Annotated in this window: 11 protein-coding genes and 1 tRNA gene; 2 read left to right on the top strand and 10 right to left on the bottom strand. The window is 69.1% G+C overall.

Going from position 1 to position 16,106, the window contains the following annotated elements:
• Positions 1 to 125 precede the first annotated feature (125 nt).
• Entirely contained in the window at positions 126 to 1,928 is a 1,803-nt protein-coding gene (locus AB0C62_RS01700) for a protein kinase (RefSeq protein WP_362969122.1), read from the top strand.
• A 60-nt stretch (positions 1,929 to 1,988) separates the two neighbouring features.
• On the opposite strand, the gene AB0C62_RS01705 is transcribed toward AB0C62_RS01700, so the two are convergent.
• Together AB0C62_RS01705 and AB0C62_RS01710 are read right to left on the bottom strand one after the other, a co-directional pair.
• Positions 1,989 to 3,461, bottom strand: a complete 1,473-nt coding sequence (locus AB0C62_RS01705) for a hypothetical protein (protein WP_362969085.1) — start codon at positions 3,459 to 3,461, stop codon at positions 1,989 to 1,991.
• A gap of 228 nt (positions 3,462 to 3,689) precedes the next feature.
• Positions 3,690 to 3,818 (bottom strand): DLW-39 family protein, encoded by a 129-nt coding sequence (locus AB0C62_RS01710; RefSeq protein ID WP_351638128.1) that lies wholly within the window; start codon positions 3,816 to 3,818, stop codon positions 3,690 to 3,692.
• 327 nt (positions 3,819 to 4,145) lie between these two features.
• On the opposite strand from AB0C62_RS01710, the gene AB0C62_RS01715 reads away from it, so the two are divergent.
• On the top strand, positions 4,146 to 4,595 hold the full coding sequence (locus AB0C62_RS01715) for a DUF6344 domain-containing protein (protein ID WP_362969086.1): 450 nt from the start codon (positions 4,146 to 4,148) through the stop codon (positions 4,593 to 4,595).
• A gap of 704 nt (positions 4,596 to 5,299) precedes the next feature.
• Here the strand turns inward: AB0C62_RS01715 and AB0C62_RS01720 are convergent.
• The 8 genes from AB0C62_RS01720 to dnaN all read right to left on the bottom strand — a co-directional run bounded on the left by AB0C62_RS01720 (position 5,300) and on the right by dnaN (position 15,522).
• Positions 5,300 to 5,373 (bottom strand) — tRNA-Ile (locus AB0C62_RS01720).
• A 101-nt stretch (positions 5,374 to 5,474) separates the two neighbouring features.
• The gene (locus AB0C62_RS01725) at positions 5,475 to 6,194 is read right to left on the bottom strand and encodes a DUF3566 domain-containing protein (protein WP_362969087.1); all 720 of its coding nucleotides are present in this window, start codon (positions 6,192 to 6,194) and stop codon (positions 5,475 to 5,477) included.
• 19 nt (positions 6,195 to 6,213) lie between these two features.
• Positions 6,214 to 8,805, bottom strand: coding sequence for a DNA gyrase subunit A (gene gyrA / locus AB0C62_RS01730; protein ID WP_362969088.1), 2,592 nt, complete (start codon positions 8,803 to 8,805; stop codon positions 6,214 to 6,216).
• Positions 8,806 to 8,847: 42 nt separating this feature from the next.
• Positions 8,848 to 10,911, bottom strand: coding sequence for a DNA topoisomerase (ATP-hydrolyzing) subunit B (gene gyrB / locus AB0C62_RS01735; RefSeq protein ID WP_362969089.1), 2,064 nt, complete (start codon positions 10,909 to 10,911; stop codon positions 8,848 to 8,850).
• Between the two features lie 585 nt (positions 10,912 to 11,496).
• Positions 11,497 to 12,072: a DciA family protein gene (locus tag AB0C62_RS01740; protein ID WP_362969090.1), complete on the bottom strand. Its 576-nt coding sequence runs from the start codon at positions 12,070 to 12,072 to the stop codon at positions 11,497 to 11,499.
• Positions 12,069 to 13,193 carry a DNA replication/repair protein RecF gene (gene recF, locus AB0C62_RS01745; protein ID WP_362969091.1) on the bottom strand — a complete coding sequence of 375 codons (1,125 nt, stop codon included), beginning with the start codon at positions 13,191 to 13,193 and terminating at the stop codon, positions 12,069 to 12,071. Before recF ends, AB0C62_RS01740 begins: the two co-directional genes overlap by 4 nt.
• 130 nt (positions 13,194 to 13,323) lie before the next feature.
• A complete protein-coding gene (gnd, locus tag AB0C62_RS01750; RefSeq protein WP_362969092.1) occupies positions 13,324 to 14,199 on the bottom strand; it encodes a phosphogluconate dehydrogenase (NAD(+)-dependent, decarboxylating) in 876 nt (291 codons plus the stop codon).
• Positions 14,200 to 14,391: 192 nt separating this feature from the next.
• Complete coding sequence (dnaN, locus tag AB0C62_RS01755) at positions 14,392 to 15,522, bottom strand: DNA polymerase III subunit beta (RefSeq protein WP_149512458.1); 1,131 nt, start codon at positions 15,520 to 15,522, stop codon at positions 14,392 to 14,394.
• Positions 15,523 to 16,106 lie beyond the last annotated feature (584 nt).

Genomic DNA, 16,106 nt, shown 5'->3' on the forward strand with positions numbered 1-16,106 from the left:
CCGCCCGGCCGCCGAACATCCGGCCAGTGAAGGCCCGCACGACCTTCCAGCCGCCGCACGTCAGGCAGCCGGGCACCTCGGAAGAGGTCTCCGGAGCGACCGCCGAAGGGGAGCGACGCACGACCATGGGTGAGGTCTTCGCAGGTCGGTACGAACTGGTCGACCCGATCGGGCGCGGGGGAGTCGGCGCCGTCTGGCGCGCCTGGGACCACCGGCGACGCCGCTATGTCGCCGCCAAGGTGCTCCAACAGAGCGATGCGCACGCCCTGTTGCGCTTCGTGCGGGAGCAGGCCCTGCGGATCGATCATCCGCACGTGCTGGCTCCCGCGAGCTGGGCGGCGGACGACGACAAGGTCCTGTTCACCATGGACCTTGTCGCCGGAGGCTCCCTGGTGCACCTGGTCAACGACTACGGGCCGCTGCCTCCGGTCTTCGTCCACACACTGGTCGACCAACTCCTCGCGGGCCTCGCGGCCGTGCACGCGGAAGGGGTCGTGCACCGCGACGTCAAGCCCGCCAACGTGCTCCTCGAAGCCACCGGTACCGGCCGGCCGCGGCTGCGGCTGTCCGACTTCGGCATCGCGATGCGGCTCGGTGAGCCCCGGCTCACGGAGACCAACTACGTGGTGGGGACGCCCGGTTACTTCGCCCCCGAGCAGATGCTCGGATCCGAGCCCGACTTCCCCGCGGACCTGTTCGCCGTGGGCCTGGTCGCCCTCTACCTCCTGGAAGGCGCCAAGCCGGACGCCAAGGCGCTGATCGAGTACTTCGCCGAGCACGGCACACCGCCCGCCCCCCGGGGCATACCCGAGCCCCTGTGGCAGGTGGTGGCGACACTCCTCCAGCCGGATCCACAGGCCCGGTTCCGTACCGCCACCGGCGCGCGCAAGGCGCTCGCCGCAGCCGCCGAACTGCTCCCGGAGCCCGGCCCCGACGACGAACTCATCGAGGTGTTCGACCAACTCGGTCCACTGCCGATGGGATTCGGGCCGGAGGGACCTCTCGGAAAAGGGTCGGCTTCGACGCCTTCGGGCGGGAATCCGGCGGCCCTGTTCTCCCCCGGGCACCCGGACAGCACGGCAGCGCATCTCGGCCCCGGCTCGGACAACAACCCAGGCGGCACCGCGGACAGCGCTTCGGACAGGGCTCCTTCTTTGTCTCACGCAGGTACGGGCTCGCTGCTGGGAGCCAATGCAGGCCCCCTGTCGAATGCCGGTAGCGGCGACGACGCCAGCACTAGCACCGGATCCGACCCCGCGTCCCAGGCAGACCCGGTCTCCCCAGCCGAAGTCGCCACGGACGGCACCTCCGACGGTGCCACCGACGATGTCGGAGGCGTTCCCGAGCCCGGCGCCGGCACTGCGGCGCCCTCGATTCCCGCCCCCACACCCCGCTCCTCGATGTCGGACACCGGCAGCTTCCTCCTGCCGCCGCCGAGGCCCGCCGTCGCATCCGACTCCTCGCCACAACAGCGGGCAACCCCCCAGCCCCTGCCGCGGCCTCAGACCGAACCTACGCACGCACCCCGGCAGTCCCCTACCCATCAGGTCGGGAGCGAGGCAGAAACGCCCACTCCCCCCACCTCGGTCCCGCTCCCGCCCCTCTCACCGCCTTCGGCGCTCGTTCCCCCTGGTCTCCCGGAGTCGGAGCCCACCCCGACTCCGACTCCGCACGCGCCGTTCCCCCACCGGCCCGAGCCTCCGGCCACAGCGATGCAGCAGCACGCGTACACCCCTACTGCTTCTTACACCGCTCGATCCGCCCAGGTTCCGCCTCAGCAGGTCGCACCTCCAGCAGCGGCGACTCCTGGGCACCGGGGAAAGCGGGCACGACCGCGCCCGGGACCGCCGGCGAAGATCGCGATCCCGATGCTGGTGCTGGCGCTGGCCTGTTTCGCGGTGGGGTTCTGGGCACTGACCCAGATCTGAGAACCGGCCGAGATCCGAAAGACCGTGGCACCGGCCCCGCCGCGCCCTCTGAGGAGGGCGTCACCAGCTCCGTGGTGCGCCGTGGTCCCAGGGCGCGGGATCCGGTGCGGGCAGGGGACCCGGAACGGTGTCCGCCTCCTCCGATGCGGGCCAGGGAGCCCGTATCGGCCGCCGCCGTCGTGCGGCCACGGTCCACGCTCCCAGCGTCAGCACCAGCAGGCTTCCCAGACCGATGCCGCCCACGGCGAGCAGTTTCATCGTGGTGCTTCGGCCGTCGCCGTTCCCCGTGCCCGTCGGACCGCCCGCTGTGCCGCTGTCGCCCGCTGCGACGTCGAACACGTCCCGTGGCAGGGCGCGCCCCGCGTAGGCAGGCCCTGAGCGTGCCGCTCCGGTCACACGGACCCGCAGGGTCAGCCCGAGCGGGCCGTCGCCGAACCGGTCGGCGACCTGCGCGGCAAGATGGACCACGAGGTAGTAGGAGCCGGCGAACCGCATACCGCTCACGCGGTCGCTGAGCGCGTAGCGGTTCTCGTAGGCGACCGGAGGAACGGGAGCGAGCGCGGCGGACCGCTGCCTGCCGTCGTATCCGGAGCCGACAGCGTCGACGAAGCCGCGGACCGGGTTGTAGAGCGACACGGCCAGGGCAGTGCCGACGTAGCCGTCGCCACCGCTCGAACTGCCCAGGTCGGCGGTGGCGTAGAACTGCTGCCCCCAGTCGACCGGGACCTTGTAGAAGCGGGTCTCTCCCGGGCTGATGCCGTCCCGCCAGACGCCCTGTCCCAGGGTGGTCGCGGTGCTGAACCCTGCTCCACCTTCGCGGTGCCGCGCCGCGCCCGCGAGAGCTTCAGGAGTCGCGGAGTCCCAGGCTTCCGGCGCGGTTGTGGAGCGCGCCTCCTTCAGACCCGGCTCCGACACGTAGCCGATCTCCAGGTCCCACGCCCGCGACGCCGAGCCCTTCGGATCAGCCGAGCCTCCCGACGTGGCCCCCGGAGATTCCTTCGAAGTGCCCGCTCCACTGCGCTCGACGACCACGTAGTACGTCCCGGCCGTCTGGCAGGCGTACTGCTTGCCGCCCGTTTCCCGTGCCGCCCAGGCCGCGATGGGGTGCGGACTCTGGGTGGCGCCGAAGTGGGCACTGCCGGAGGGGGAGCAGTTGCGGCCGTTGCCGTCCTGCAGGGAGACCTTGAGACCGTCCGCGTAGGAGACGCCCGCGCCGGGCCGGGGGACGGCCGTTGCGGAGACGTACGCGGTGGAGGCGGCGTCGAGTTCGAGACGGTAGTAGAGCCTCCCACCCCGGCCGGAGGGCCCGATGGAGCTCTTGTACGTGTGGCCCGCCTCAAGCCGTGCCGAGTCGGTGGTGCCCTCGGCGCCCCGGACGGTGGTGGCGTCCTCGGCGAAGGAGTACGGGCCCGGCGTCCCGTCCGCGGCCCAGCCTGCGGGAGTCAGTGCCCCGCAGAGCGTCGCCGCCGCCGCGACCGTGAAGGCCCTGCCGTGCCACGTTCTCGCACGCCGGCTCTCCGTGCGCACCCCCATCACGCGCCACCCCTCGTCGTAGCCCCCTGGCGTGGCCCCATCCTGCCCCCTCGGCCACGGCAGCACCCGGGCTATCCCGGGGAGCGGCCGAAAGGGAACGGCCGTACGACGGTCAGCTGCCGCCCCGGAACCCCGTCCGCTCGCCTTCGTCAACCGGAGAGGGCCCGGACAACACAAAACCCCGACCGCCAGGGCGGCCGGGGTCTGCTCTGAGACTGTTGTCGGTACTCACGAACCCGTAGGCACGGAGTCGGTCGCCTCCGTCCACAGATCCTGCTCGGCGCGATCCGCCTGGATCTGGCGGTACACGAGGAGCCCGCCGATGGCGGCCAGTGTGACCAGGAGAAGCTTCTTCACCGCGCGACCTCGTCTTTCGTTGACGTAGGGGACTTCTGGCGCCCGACTATACACACCGACCGATACCGATCGGTGACCTGGTTCAGCCCTCAACTCCGGCCCTGAGAACAGCAGTAGGACCGGACTTCACCACCCCGATCTGAGGGTGATCACATGTCACAGAAAGTGACTTTCAGTGGCATCTGGGGACTTTCCCGGTCTCTTGCGGCCATCCGGGTGGTGTTCATCTGAACATCGACGCGCCACGGGCGTCGGTCCACCACTTCGCGGTCCGCATACACATCATGAGGAAAGTACGCAAATCGCCTGACCCGAAAGTGAGGGGCCATGACCCAGAACAAGGTCATGAAGCTGTGGACCGCGATCGTCACCGCGTTCCTGGCTCTGTGCACGACGCTCGGACTCATCACGACCACCGCGGCCGCCGCCGTACCGCAGGCCCCCGTGGCCCGCAACACCGAGGCCGCTGTGACGGCCCCGGCGCTCTCCCCCTGGACCCTGTCCTTCAGCCGGGCACTCCCCCCGACGATGAAGCAACGGATCCGCGCCGAGGCCCACGGCTCCTCGCCGAGCTGCCGCCACCGCGCGCCGGCCGAGGAGGACGCGACGGACACCGCCGCCCTCACCGAGGCGGAGGGTCTGACCGAAGTTGAAGGCCTGACCGAGGCGGAAGGACTGGCCGATCGCACCGCCGCCTGCTCCGACCCCGCGGCCCTCGCGGCGACCGACACGGCCGCGATCGCGCCCCTCAGGGCTCCGGTGCCCCTCCAGCGTTGACCAGCGCGAGAGGAACCACGGGGAGAACACCGTACGGAGCACGACGCCGTACGAGAGCCGGTCCGAGAACCGAGTGCGGGAACCAAGGACAGAACCACCTACGGGACACCGTCCCCACGTGAGCTTCGCCCCTGGCCCTTCCTCGACCATGGCGCCCCACCGCATCCCGCCTCACGTACTCCTCCGTACTGCTGCTCCTTCGGCACCACCCTTTATCAACACCCCCTGCCACAACTCGCTTTCTCGACCCCTCTTTTCTTTCTCCCAGCCTCACCTTGCACAGCCCCCACAGACCCCCTGACGTAGCGGCGAACTTGCGTACAAAGCACCCAGGGCAAAGGCCCGGCGACTCGGACGAGTTGCCGGGCCTTCGACGTCCCACCCCGTGGCCGGCCAACGGAGCACACCTGACCCCGCCGTGCGGCAGCCGTCCCCGCCACGGCAGCGCCAGGTGCCCCACCACCGCACAGACCGCGCCCCATCGCCCCGACAGAGGGGCATGCCACCGCCGCACCTCTCGGGAGCCCGTCGCCCACCGCGGAGGCATCCCGCCGGAACGACTCCTGGCTGCGCGGGGACATCTGTGGCGGCCTCTGTGACGCATCCAGGCCCCCGCCCTCGTGAAGCCCGCCACACCCCGCACAACCCCGCGGACGCGCAACGCAAAGACCCCCAACCGGAACCGGTTGGGGGTCTTGATGCTGTGGGGCTAACAGGATTTGAACCTGTGGCCTCATCCTTATCAGGGATGCGCTCTAACCAACTGAGCTATAGCCCCGCCGCGCTTTGCGGTGTGTGTCCCGCGCGCTGACCTCTGAAGATTAGCGCACGACGCGGCCAGTCCCAAAATCGATAGTCAGAGGGCGTTTGAGCGGGCCCTCACTCGTCCTCCGCGAGGGTCAGCTCGACACCGCCGACGAAGCCGGCGGAGAGGTTGTAGATGAACGCGCCGAGGGTCGCGAGAGCCGTCGCGAGGACGACGTCGATGACCGCGATGACGGACGTGAACATCAGGACGTGCGGGAGCGAGAGGAACGACTGAAGGTCGAAGCCGTTCGACTCGTTCGAGCCCGTCGCCTCGGAGATCGTGCCACCGACGGTCGAGAAGACGCCCATGGCGTCCATGACCATCCACAGCACCGCGGCCGCCACGATCGTGCAGATGCCGAGCGCGATGGAGAGCAGGAAGCTGACCTTCATCACCGACCACGGGTCGGCCTTGGCCACCCGCAGTCGTGCCTTGCGGGTGCGCGGTGTGGTGCGCGCGCCGGTGCGCGGTCGGCGGACGGCGCCCGAAGGCGCCTGAGCCGGGTACGCCTGCGGCGGGTGATACGGCTGGGCGGGCTGCTGCCCGTTCCGCTCGCCCGGCAGCGGTGAGCCCGGCAGTGCCGGTCCCGCCGCCGGCGCGCTCGGCGCCGAGGTCGCCCCGGCCGGGGCCGCCTGCCCGCCCGCGTACTGCTGGGCCTGCTGGCCTCGGGTGTCCGTCACAGTTCCCCCCTGGGATCCATGAGAGTCATGGGAGTCGTCCTCATCCATGGCGGGGCCACGGCCGCCGTCCGTTTCCGTACCGGTCGATCCGGCGCCCGTGGCTCCGCTCACGATGAACTCACTCCTCGCGCTACTCGGCCGAGGACGGATCGCCCTCTTCCGTACCGACGGCCTCGACGCCCTCGGCGACGTCGTCGACAGCGTCTCCGCCGTCGACCTCCTCCGCCTCACGACCGGCCTCGGCGTTACGAGCGATACCGACCACGGCATCGCGCTTGCCCAGGTTGATCAGTTGGACGCCCATGGTGTCACGGCCCGTCTCCCTGACCTCGTTGACTCGCGTACGAATCACACCGCCGGACAGCGTGATGGCGAGGATCTCGTCGGTCTCCTCGACCACCAGCGCACCGACGAGAGAACCGCGGTCCTCGACGATCTTGGCGGCCTTGATACCCAGGCCACCGCGACCCTGGACGCGGTACTCGTCGACGTTGGTCCGCTTCGCGTACCCACCGTCTGTGGCAGTGAACACGAACGTACCGGGTCGAACAACATTCATCGAGAGAAGCTGGTCGCTCTCGCGGAAACTCATTCCCTTGACGCCCGAGGTCGCACGGCCCATCGGTCGCAGAGCGTCGTCCGTAGCGGTGAACCTGATCGACTGGGCCTTCCTGCTGATCAGCAGCAGATCGTCTTCGGCCGAGACGAGTTCGGCTCCGATCAGTTCGTCGTCGGAACCGTCCTCCGTCTCGCGGAGGTTGATCGCGATGACACCGCCGGAACGGGGCGAATCGTAATCCTTGAGAGGTGTCTTCTTGACCAGTCCGCCCTTGGTGGCCAGCACCAGGTAGGGCGCCGCCTCGTAGTCACGGATGGCGAGGATCTCGGCGATCGCCTCGTCCGGCTGGAAGGCCAGCAGGTTGGCGACGTGCTGCCCGCGCGCGTCCCGGCCGGCGTCCGGAAGTTCGTACGCCTTGGCGCGGTAGACGCGGCCCTTGTTGGTGAAGAACAGCAGCCAGTGGTGCGTCGTCGACACGAAGAAGTGGTCGACGATGTCGTCCTGCTTCAGCTTCGCGCCGCGGACTCCCTTGCCGCCGCGCTTCTGCGAGCGGTAGTCCTCGGTCTTCGTCCGCTTGATGTAGCCACCGCGCGTGATGGTGACGACGATGTCCTCTTCGGCGATCAGGTCCTCGATGGACATGTCACCGTCGAACGGCACCAGCTTGGAGCGGCGGTCGTCGCCGAACTTCTCGACGATCGCGGCGAGCTCCTCGCTGATGATGCCGCGCTGGCGCTCGGGCGAGGCGAGGATCTCGTTGTACTCGCGGATCTTGGCCTGGAGCTCGTCGTGCTCCGAGATGATCTTCTGGCGCTCCAGGGCGGCGAGCCGGCGGAGCTGCATCTCGAGGATCGCGTTCGCCTGGATCTCGTCGATCTCCAGGAGGCCCATCAGGCCCTCTCGCGCGATCTCCACGGTGTCACTGCGCCGAATGAGGGCGATGACCTCGTCGATGGCGTCCAGGGCCTTCAGGAGGCCACGCAGGATGTGCGCGCGCTCCTCGGCCTTGCGCAGCCGGAACTTCGTCCGGCGGACGATGACCTCGATCTGGTGCGTCACCCAGTGACGGATGAACGCGTCCAGGGAGAGGGTGCGCGGCACACCGTCGACGAGCGCCAGCATGTTCGCGCCGAAGTTCGTCTGCAGGTCGGTGTGCTTGTAGAGGTTGTTCAGGACGACCTTGGCGACCGCGTCCCTCTTGAGCACGATCACGAGGCGCTGGCCGGTACGGGAACTGGTCTCGTCCCGGACGTCCGCGATACCGCCGACCTTGCCGTCCTTGACCAGGTCAGCGATCTTCTGCGCGAGGTTGTCGGGGTTGGTCTGGTAGGGGAGTTCGGTGACCACCAGGCACTGGCGGTTCTGGATCTCCTCGACGTCGACGACCGCGCGCATCGTGATGGAGCCACGGCCCGTGCGGTACGCCTCCTCGATGCCCTTGCGGCCCACGACCAGGGCGCCGCTCGGGAAGTCGGGGCCCTTGATGCGCTCGATCAGGGCGTCCAGGAGCTCCTCGTGGGAGGCCTCGGGGTTCTCCAGGTACCACTGGGCGCCGGACGCGACCTCGCGCAGGTTGTGCGGCGGGATGTTGGTGGCCATACCGACCGCGATGCCCGCCGAGCCGTTGATCAGCAGGTTCGGGAAGCGGGCCGGCAGGACCGTCGGCTCCTGGTTGCGGCCGTCGTAGTTGTCCGTGAAATCGACGGTCTCCTCGTCGATGTCGCGGACCATCTCCATGGACAGCGGCTTCAGCTTGCACTCGGTGTACCGCATGGCGGCGGCCGGGTCGTTGCCGGGAGAGCCGAAGTTGCCGTTGGAGTCCACCAGCGGCATCCGCATCGACCACGGCTGCGCGAGGCGGACCAGCGCGTCGTAGATCGAGGAGTCACCGTGCGGGTGGTAGGTGCCCATGACGTCGCCGACGACGCGGGCGCACTTGTAGAAGCCCTTCTCGGGCCGGTAGCCGCCGTCGTACATGGCGTACAGGACGCGCCGGTGGACGGGCTTGAGACCGTCCCGCACGTCGGGCAGCGCGCGCGACACGATGACGGACATCGCGTAGTCGAGATACGAGCGCTGCATCTCGGTCTCGAGCCCGACGGGCTCGATGCGCAGGGCGATCTCGCCCTCTTCGGGGGTGCTCGGAGTGTTCTCGTCGGTCATTGCTGGTGAAGATCCTTTCTGACGCGGTCAGCTGAGACCGACTCAGATGTCGAGGAAGCGGACGTCCTTGGCATTGCGCTGGATGAACGCGCGGCGCGCCTCGACGTCCTCGCCCATGAGGACCGAGAACAGGTCGTCGGCCTGGGCGGCGTCGTCGAGCGTGACCTGGCCGAGGACGCGGTGCTCCTGGTCCATGGTCGTGATGCGCAGTTCCTCGGCGTTCATCTCACCGAGACCCTTGAATCGCTGGATCGAGTCCTCACGGACACGCTTGCCGGCCTGGCGGCCCAGCTCGATCAGCGCGTCGCGCTCCCGGTCCGAGTAGGCGTACTCGAAGTCGTCCCGGCCCCACTTGATCTTGTAGAGCGGCGGGCGCGACAGGAACACGTGCCCGGCCTCGACCAGCGGCCGCATGAAGCGGAACAGGAAGGTCAGCAGCAGGGTGTTGATGTGCTGGCCGTCGACGTCGGCGTCCGCCATCAGGATGATCTTGTGATAGCGGAGCTTCGCGATGTCGAAGTCCTCGTGGACTCCGGTGCCGAAGGCGGAGATCAGTGCCTGGATCTCCTGGTTCTGCAGGATCTTGTCGATCCGCGCCTTCTCGACGTTGAGGATCTTTCCTCGGATCGGGAGGATCGCCTGGTACTGGGGGTTACGGCCGGACTTGGCCGAGCCGCCGGCGGAGTCACCCTCGACGATGAAGATCTCGCACTTGGTGGGGTCGTTCGACTGGCAGTCGGACAGCTTGCCCGGCAGGGACGCCGACTCCAGCAGGCCCTTGCGGCGGGTGAGGTCGCGCGCCTTGCGGGCCGCCACGCGCGCGGTGGCCGCCTGGATGGACTTGCGGATGATGTCCGCGGCCTCGTTCGGGTTGCGGTCCAACCAGTCGTTGAGGTGTTCGTAGACCGCGCGCTGGACGAAGGTCTTCGCCTCCGTGTTGCCCAGCTTGGTCTTCGTCTGGCCCTCGAACTGCGGCTCGCTCAGCTTGACGGAGATGATCGCGGTCAGACCCTCGCGGATGTCGTCACCCGTGAGGTTGTCGTCCTTCTCGCGAAGCAGCTTCTTGTCGCGCGCATACTTGTTGATGAGCGAGGTCAGCGCCGCACGGAAGCCCTCCTCGTGCGTACCGCCCTCGTGCGTGTGGATGATGTTGGCGAAGGAGTACACGCCCTCGCTGTATCCGCTGTTCCACTGCATCGCGACTTCGAGGGACAGGCTCTTGTCCTTGTCCTCCGCCTCGAGGTCGATGACGGTGGGGTGCACCACTTCCCCCTTGCGGGAGTTGAGGTACTTCACGAAGTCGACGATGCCGCCTTCGTAGTGGTACGTGACGGTCTTGACCTCGTCCTTCTCGTCCGCACCCGCCTCGTCCGCGCCCGCCGTGGCCTTCGCCGACTCACGCTCGTCCGTGAGCTTGATCGTCAGGCCCTTGTTGAGGAACGCCATCTCCTGGAAGCGCCGCGAGAGCGTCTCGAAGGAGTACTCCGTGGTCTCGAAGATGTCCGCGTCGGCCCAGAAGGTGACCGACGTGCCCGTCTCCTCGGTGGCCTCGTGCTGGACCAGCGGGGCGGTGGGGACGCCCATCTTGTATTCCTGCGTGTGGCGGTGGCCGTCCGTCTTGACCTCGACGGAGACCTTGCTCGACAGGGCGTTCACGACGGAGACGCCCACGCCGTGCAGACCACCGGAGACCGCGTAGCCGCCGCCGCCGAACTTGCCGCCCGCGTGCAGGACGGTCAGCACGACCTCGAGGGCAGGCTTGCCCTCGGAGGCGACGATGCCGACCGGGATGCCTCGGCCGTTGTCGATGACGCGGACGCCGCCGTCCGGGAGGATCGTGATGTCGATCGTGTCGGCGTGGCCGGCCAGCGCCTCGTCGACCGAGTTGTCCACGACCTCGTACACGAGGTGGTGGAGCCCGCGCTCACCGGTCGAGCCGATGTACATGCCGGGTCGCTTGCGGACCGCGTCCAGACCCTCGAGGACGGTGATGGCGCTGGCGTCGTACGAGGCGGTGACCTCGCCGTTCGCGCCGGCGTCGATGGACGGGATGTTCTCGTTGGGGTTGCCGGAATCGGCCACGAAGCGCCCTTTCTGGCACAGCACAAGCCGAACTCCCGGCGGGTGGCCGGAGCGGCTGCGGCGTGTTGCGTTGGTAAGCCTTAGTCAGCGTTGCTCGGTGCGTCCCACAAGTGGGGCGGGATTAGCCCTCAGTCTACCGGTAGCGCCGACAGTGATGGGGGTTTGCCGGTACCTGAGTCCGCATGTGCCGCCCTGAACCGGTCTCGCCCGACTCCCCATATGCGGACCCGGGCCCAAAGAGGCTCACAGCGGCACTCAGCGCTTCCGGGTGTCAACCCTTGGCTACTGGCAAGTCAGGTCGGTCTTCGCAACCGCATCCGGTTGCCCTCGACAGCCCTCCGGAGCACCCCGCGATCAGGCGTACGAGGTACGCGAAACAGCTGCGGGGAAGCGCCCGGCACGCCTCTGAACAGGGATAACGGGTGGCACGGTGGAGTAGGAGGGGAAGAGGTCCGCACGTTCGGTCGCCGCGGGCCCAGGGCCAGGCCGGTCCGGAGAGGGCGCGCGACGCCCGTGAAGGGAGGTGATGAAAGGGGCACGGGGTGAACCGGCGTGGACCCGAGCGAGCCGCGGTTGATCTCCGGGGCCCGGACGATCACCGCGCGGAGGTCATCCGTAGGTGTCGCCGGGACCCTTGCTGCCGGGAGCCCGCAGGGGCCCGTAGCGGCGGGCGGGGCCGTTGGGGCCCAGGACCTTGATCAGGCGGACGGCGCCTTGGCCGAGGTCCTGGTTGAGCCGCGCGACGAGCTGAGGGGCCAGCAGGCGCAGCTGGGTCGCCCAGGCGGTCGAGTCGCACTGCACGGTCAGGACCCGCTCGGCCGGGTCCTCGTCGTAGCGCAGCGGGACACAGTGCTTGGCCAGGTCCTCGCCGACGATCTGCGGCCAGCGCCCCATCACGCCGCCCACCGCGGCCGGGGTCTCCCAGCCGCGTTCGGTGAGCAGCCGGTTGATGGCGGCGCCCAGCGCCATGGGGTCACGCCCGTCGGCGCCGGAACCGGAGCGCAGGCCGCCGCCGCGGCGGGCCTGCTTCTTCTGCTGGGCCGCGTCCCCACGCGCGCGTGCCTGCTCTTTCGCGGCGCGCAGCGCCACGCGCGCGAGGTCGACGCCGGACGGTTCGGGGGTCTTCTTGGGGGCGCCGTCCCCGGACGCGCCCTCGGCACCCGCTGCCGGTGTGTTTTCCGTCATACGCGCTCCACCGTGCCCTCGGACACGACGTACCGCGTCCCGCTCAGGACCCCCGGCACGTCGTCGTCCACGGCGGCCGTCACCAGTACCTGCTCGCCCGGGGCGACGAGTTCCGCGAGCCGCTCGCGCCTGCGGCTGTCCAGCTCGGCGAACACGTCGTCGAGGACCAGTACCGGTTCGTTGCCCTCGGCGCGGAGCAGGTCGTACGAGGCCAGGCGCAGTGCCAGCGCGTAGGACCATGACTCGCCGTGGGAGGCGTATCCCTTGGCCGGCAACTGTCCGAGCTTGAGCACGAGGTCGTCGCGGTGGGGGCCCACGAGGGTCACGCCACGCTCGATCTCGGACTTGCGGGACTCCTCCAGGGCCGCGATCAACTGCGCGAAGAGCTCCTCGCGTCCGTGGCCCACGATGCCGGGCGAGGAGGCCTTGTACTCCAGGGCGACGGGGCCGCCGCCGGGGGCCAGCTGTTCGTAGGCCTTGTCGGCCAGTGGCTGGACGGCGGCTACCAGGTCGAGGCGCTGGGCAAGCAGTTCGGCGCCCACGCGCGCGAGGTGCTGGTCCCACACGTCGAGGGTGGACAGATCCATGGTGCGGCCGCCGTGCCGACGGGCCAGCGCGGCCGACTTCAGAAGGGTGTTGCGCTGCTTGAGGACGCGGTCGTAGTCGGAGCGGACGCCCGCCATGCGCGGGGAGCGCGCGGTGATCAGCTCGTCGAGGAAGCGGCGCCGCTCACCCGGGTCGCCCTTGACCAGGGCGAGGTCCTCGGGCGCGAACAGCACGGTACGCACGATGCCGAGCACGTCACGGGGCCTGACCTGCGAGGACCTGTTGATACGGGCGCGATTGGCCTTGCCCGGGTTCAGTTCCAGTTCGATGAGCTGCTGGCGCTCTCCCTGGCGGACGTTGGCCCGGATGATCGCCCGCTCGGCGCCCAGGCGGACCAGCGGCGCGTCGGAGGAGACGCGGTGGCTGCCGAGGGAGGCGAGGTAGCCGACGGCCTCGACCAGGTTCGTCTTGCCCTGCCCGTTGGGGCCGACGAACGCGGTGACGCCCGGGTCGAGCGGAACCTCGACCCGGGCGTACGAGCGGAAGTCGGCCAGCGACAGATGCGTGACGTGCATGGTCGTTCGCCGACCTCCCCCAGCGTGGTGTTTCGGGTTCTGCCCGGGGTCCGGGTCGCCCCGGTCCCCAGGTTCTTCCCCGGCTGTGGACAACCGGGTCACCCCGGGTGTGGAGAACCCGGGGCGTCGATCAGGCCTTCTCGACGGCGTGGCCGCCGAACTGGTTGCGCAGGGCCGCGATCATCTTCATCTGCGGAGAGTCGTCCTGTCGCGAGGCGAAGCGGGCGAAGAGCGACGCGGTGATCGCGGGGAGCGGCACCGCGTTGTCGATGGCGGCCTCCACCGTCCACCGACCCTCGCCGGAGTCCTGTGCGAAACCCCTGAGCTTGTCGAGGTGCTCGTCCTCGTCCAGCGCGTTGACAGCGAGGTCGAGCAGCCAGGAGCGGATGACGGTGCCCTCCTGCCAGGAGCGGAAGACCTCGCGGACGTCCGTGACGGAGTCGACCTTCTCCAGCAGCTCCCAGCCCTCGGCGTAGGCCTGCATCATGGCGTACTCGATGCCGTTGTGAACCATCTTCGCGAAGTGGCCCGCGCCGACCTTGCCCGCGTGCACCGAACCGAAGTCGCCCTCCGGCTTGAGAGCGTCGAAGATCGGCTGCACCTTCTCGACGTTCTCGGGGGTGCCGCCGTACATCAGTGCGTAGCCGTTCTCCAGGCCCCAGACGCCGCCGGAGACGCCGCAGTCGACGAAGCCGATGCCCTTGATGCCCAGCTCGACGGCGTGCTTCTCGTCGTCCGTCCAGCGGGAGTTGCCGCCGTCCACCACGACATCGCCGGGCTCCAGCAGGGCGGCCAGCTCGTCGATGGTGGCCTGGGTCGCGGCACCGGCCGGGACCATGACCCACACCACGCGGGGGCCCTTGAGCCTGCCCACGAGTTCTTCCAGGCTGTGGACGTCGGCGAGGTCCGGGTTGCGGTCGTATCCGATGACGGTGTGGCCTGCGCGGCGGATCCGCTCGCGCATGTTGCCGCCCATCTTGCCGAGGCCGACGAGACCGAGCTCCATCAGTTGTTCCTTAGGGTTGCGACGTGGCATGAGGGCACTCTCGTACCTGGGTCCGAGCCTAGACCGGGGGGTACCACCCACGCCTTTCGGGCACCGGGGGAACACATGCGCATCTGGGGGCATAGCCGCTCAGACGTGTACTCCGTCCGCGGTGCGTCCCGCCGGCCCCTCAGGACCGGCGGGCTCCGGACGTCAGCCGGAGAGGCGGACCGGCATGATCAGGTACTTGTAGGCCTCGTCGGCCTCGGCGTCCAGGGCGGGCCTGCCGCTCAGCAGCGCCGGCTTCGTGGACGTCGTGAAGGACAGCTGGGCCACCGGCGAGTCGATGGCGCTCAGGCCGTCGAGCAGGAACGTCGGGTTGAAGGCGATCGAGACGTCGTCGCCCTCAAGCTGCGCGTCGACCCTTTCCACAGCCTGTGCGTCGTCGCTGGAACCGGCCTCGAGGATCAGCACGCCCTGCTCGAAGCTCAGCCGCACCGGGGTGTTCCGCTCGGCGACGAGGGCCACACGCTTGACGGCCTCCACGAAGGGGGCGGTCTCGATGACGGCGATCGAGTTGAACTCGGTCGGGAACAGCGAGCGGTACTTCGGGAGGTCGCCTTCGAGCAGACGGGTGGTCGTACGCCGGCCGGCGCCCTCGAAGCCGATGAGGCCCTCGCCCGCGCCGGAGCCGGAGAGCGCCAGGATGACGCTGTCGCCGCTCGTGAGGGCCTTGGCGGTGTCCAGGAGCGTCTTGGCGGGCACCAGGGCCACCGCGGACGCCTCGGGGTTCTCCGGCTTCCACAGGAACTCGCGGACCGCGAAGCGGTAGCGGTCGGTGGAGGCCAGGGTGACGGTGTCGCCCTCGATCTCGATCCGCACACCGGTGAGGACGGGGAGCGTGTCGTCGCGTCCGGCGGCGATGGCCACCTGGGCGGCGGCGGAGGCGAAGACCTCACCGGGGACGGTGCCGGTCGCCGACGGCATCTGCGGCAGCGCCGGGTACTCCTCCACCGGCAGGGTGTGGAGGGTGAAGCGGGAGGAGCCGCAGACCACGGTCGCCCGTACACCGTCTGTGGAAATCTCCACCGGCCGGTTGGGGAGGGCGCGGCAGATGTCGGCGAGGAGACGGCCGGACACGAGGACCGTGCCCTCCTCGTCGATCTCCGCGTCCACGGAGACCCGCGCCGAGACCTCGTAGTCGAAGCTGGAGAGGCTCAGGGCGCCCTCCTCGGCCCTCAGAAGGAGGCCGGCGAGCACAGGAGCCGGCGGACGGGCCGGGAGGCTGCGTGCCGCCCAGGCCACTGCCTCCGCGAGTACGTCGCGTTCCACCCGGATCTTCACCGTTGCCGCCTCCGTCTGTTGCCGGCGCTCTCGCCCTGCTGGCCTTCGTCGTCTGACTCGGTGTCGTTCGGTCCTGTGAGGGGAAGGACACCGGGGACCAGTCTGACGCACCGCGCTGACAGTCGGTGCCCCTCGGGGTCAAGTCGTGCCGAGCGGCAGTCGAGCCGCCGGGAGCGAGTTGTGCACAGCCCCGTCTTCGAAACGTTTCTCAGGCTCTCTCTAGTTGGTCTTAGTAGTAGGGCCTGTGGAAACCGTGGATAACCCCGTTTTCGCAGCTCAGAGGCGGTTTTTTGTCCACTGACCCTGTGGGCGGAGACGGTGGACAACCAGGCTTCTCTGTGGACGGCGAAAAGTTCTGCACACTCGATGCACAGCCTGGGGCCACTTCTCCCCAGCACCGTCCCCAGCTTTACCCCCGTTCCCCACAGGCCAATCCGGCACCTTGGTGTGACGCCTTTCACTCGACCCGGTGAGATCGCGCGTCGCGTTGCCGAACAGTGGACAGAGGTGTGGAGAAGCTGGAGATCGCTGGGGACAACGGGCTCCTGTCTGTGGGCCGCCAGTGGACAACTCGATGCACACCC

Origin of the sequence: Streptomyces sp. NPDC048643 (genome assembly GCF_040650615.1) — a bacterium.
Lineage (GTDB): Bacteria > Actinomycetota > Actinomycetes > Streptomycetales > Streptomycetaceae > Streptomyces.

What these genes read in the sequence shown, in the direction of transcription:
- AB0C62_RS01700 (WP_362969122.1), top strand. Translation starts at nt 126, where the DNA reads ATGGGTGAGGTCTTCGCAGGTCGGTACGAACTGGTCGACCCGATCGGG.
- AB0C62_RS01705 (WP_362969085.1), bottom strand. Translation starts at nt 3,461, where the DNA reads ATGGGGGTGCGCACGGAGAGCCGGCGTGCGAGAACGTGGCACGGCAGG.
- AB0C62_RS01715 (WP_362969086.1), top strand. Translation starts at nt 4,146, where the DNA reads ATGACCCAGAACAAGGTCATGAAGCTGTGGACCGCGATCGTCACCGCG.
- gyrA (WP_362969088.1), bottom strand. Translation starts at nt 8,805, where the DNA reads ATGACCGACGAGAACACTCCGAGCACCCCCGAAGAGGGCGAGATCGCC.
- AB0C62_RS01740 (WP_362969090.1), bottom strand. Translation starts at nt 12,072, where the DNA reads ATGACGGAAAACACACCGGCAGCGGGTGCCGAGGGCGCGTCCGGGGAC.
- recF (WP_362969091.1), bottom strand. Translation starts at nt 13,193, where the DNA reads ATGCACGTCACGCATCTGTCGCTGGCCGACTTCCGCTCGTACGCCCGG.
- gnd (WP_362969092.1), bottom strand. Translation starts at nt 14,199, where the DNA reads ATGGAGCTCGGTCTCGTCGGCCTCGGCAAGATGGGCGGCAACATGCGC.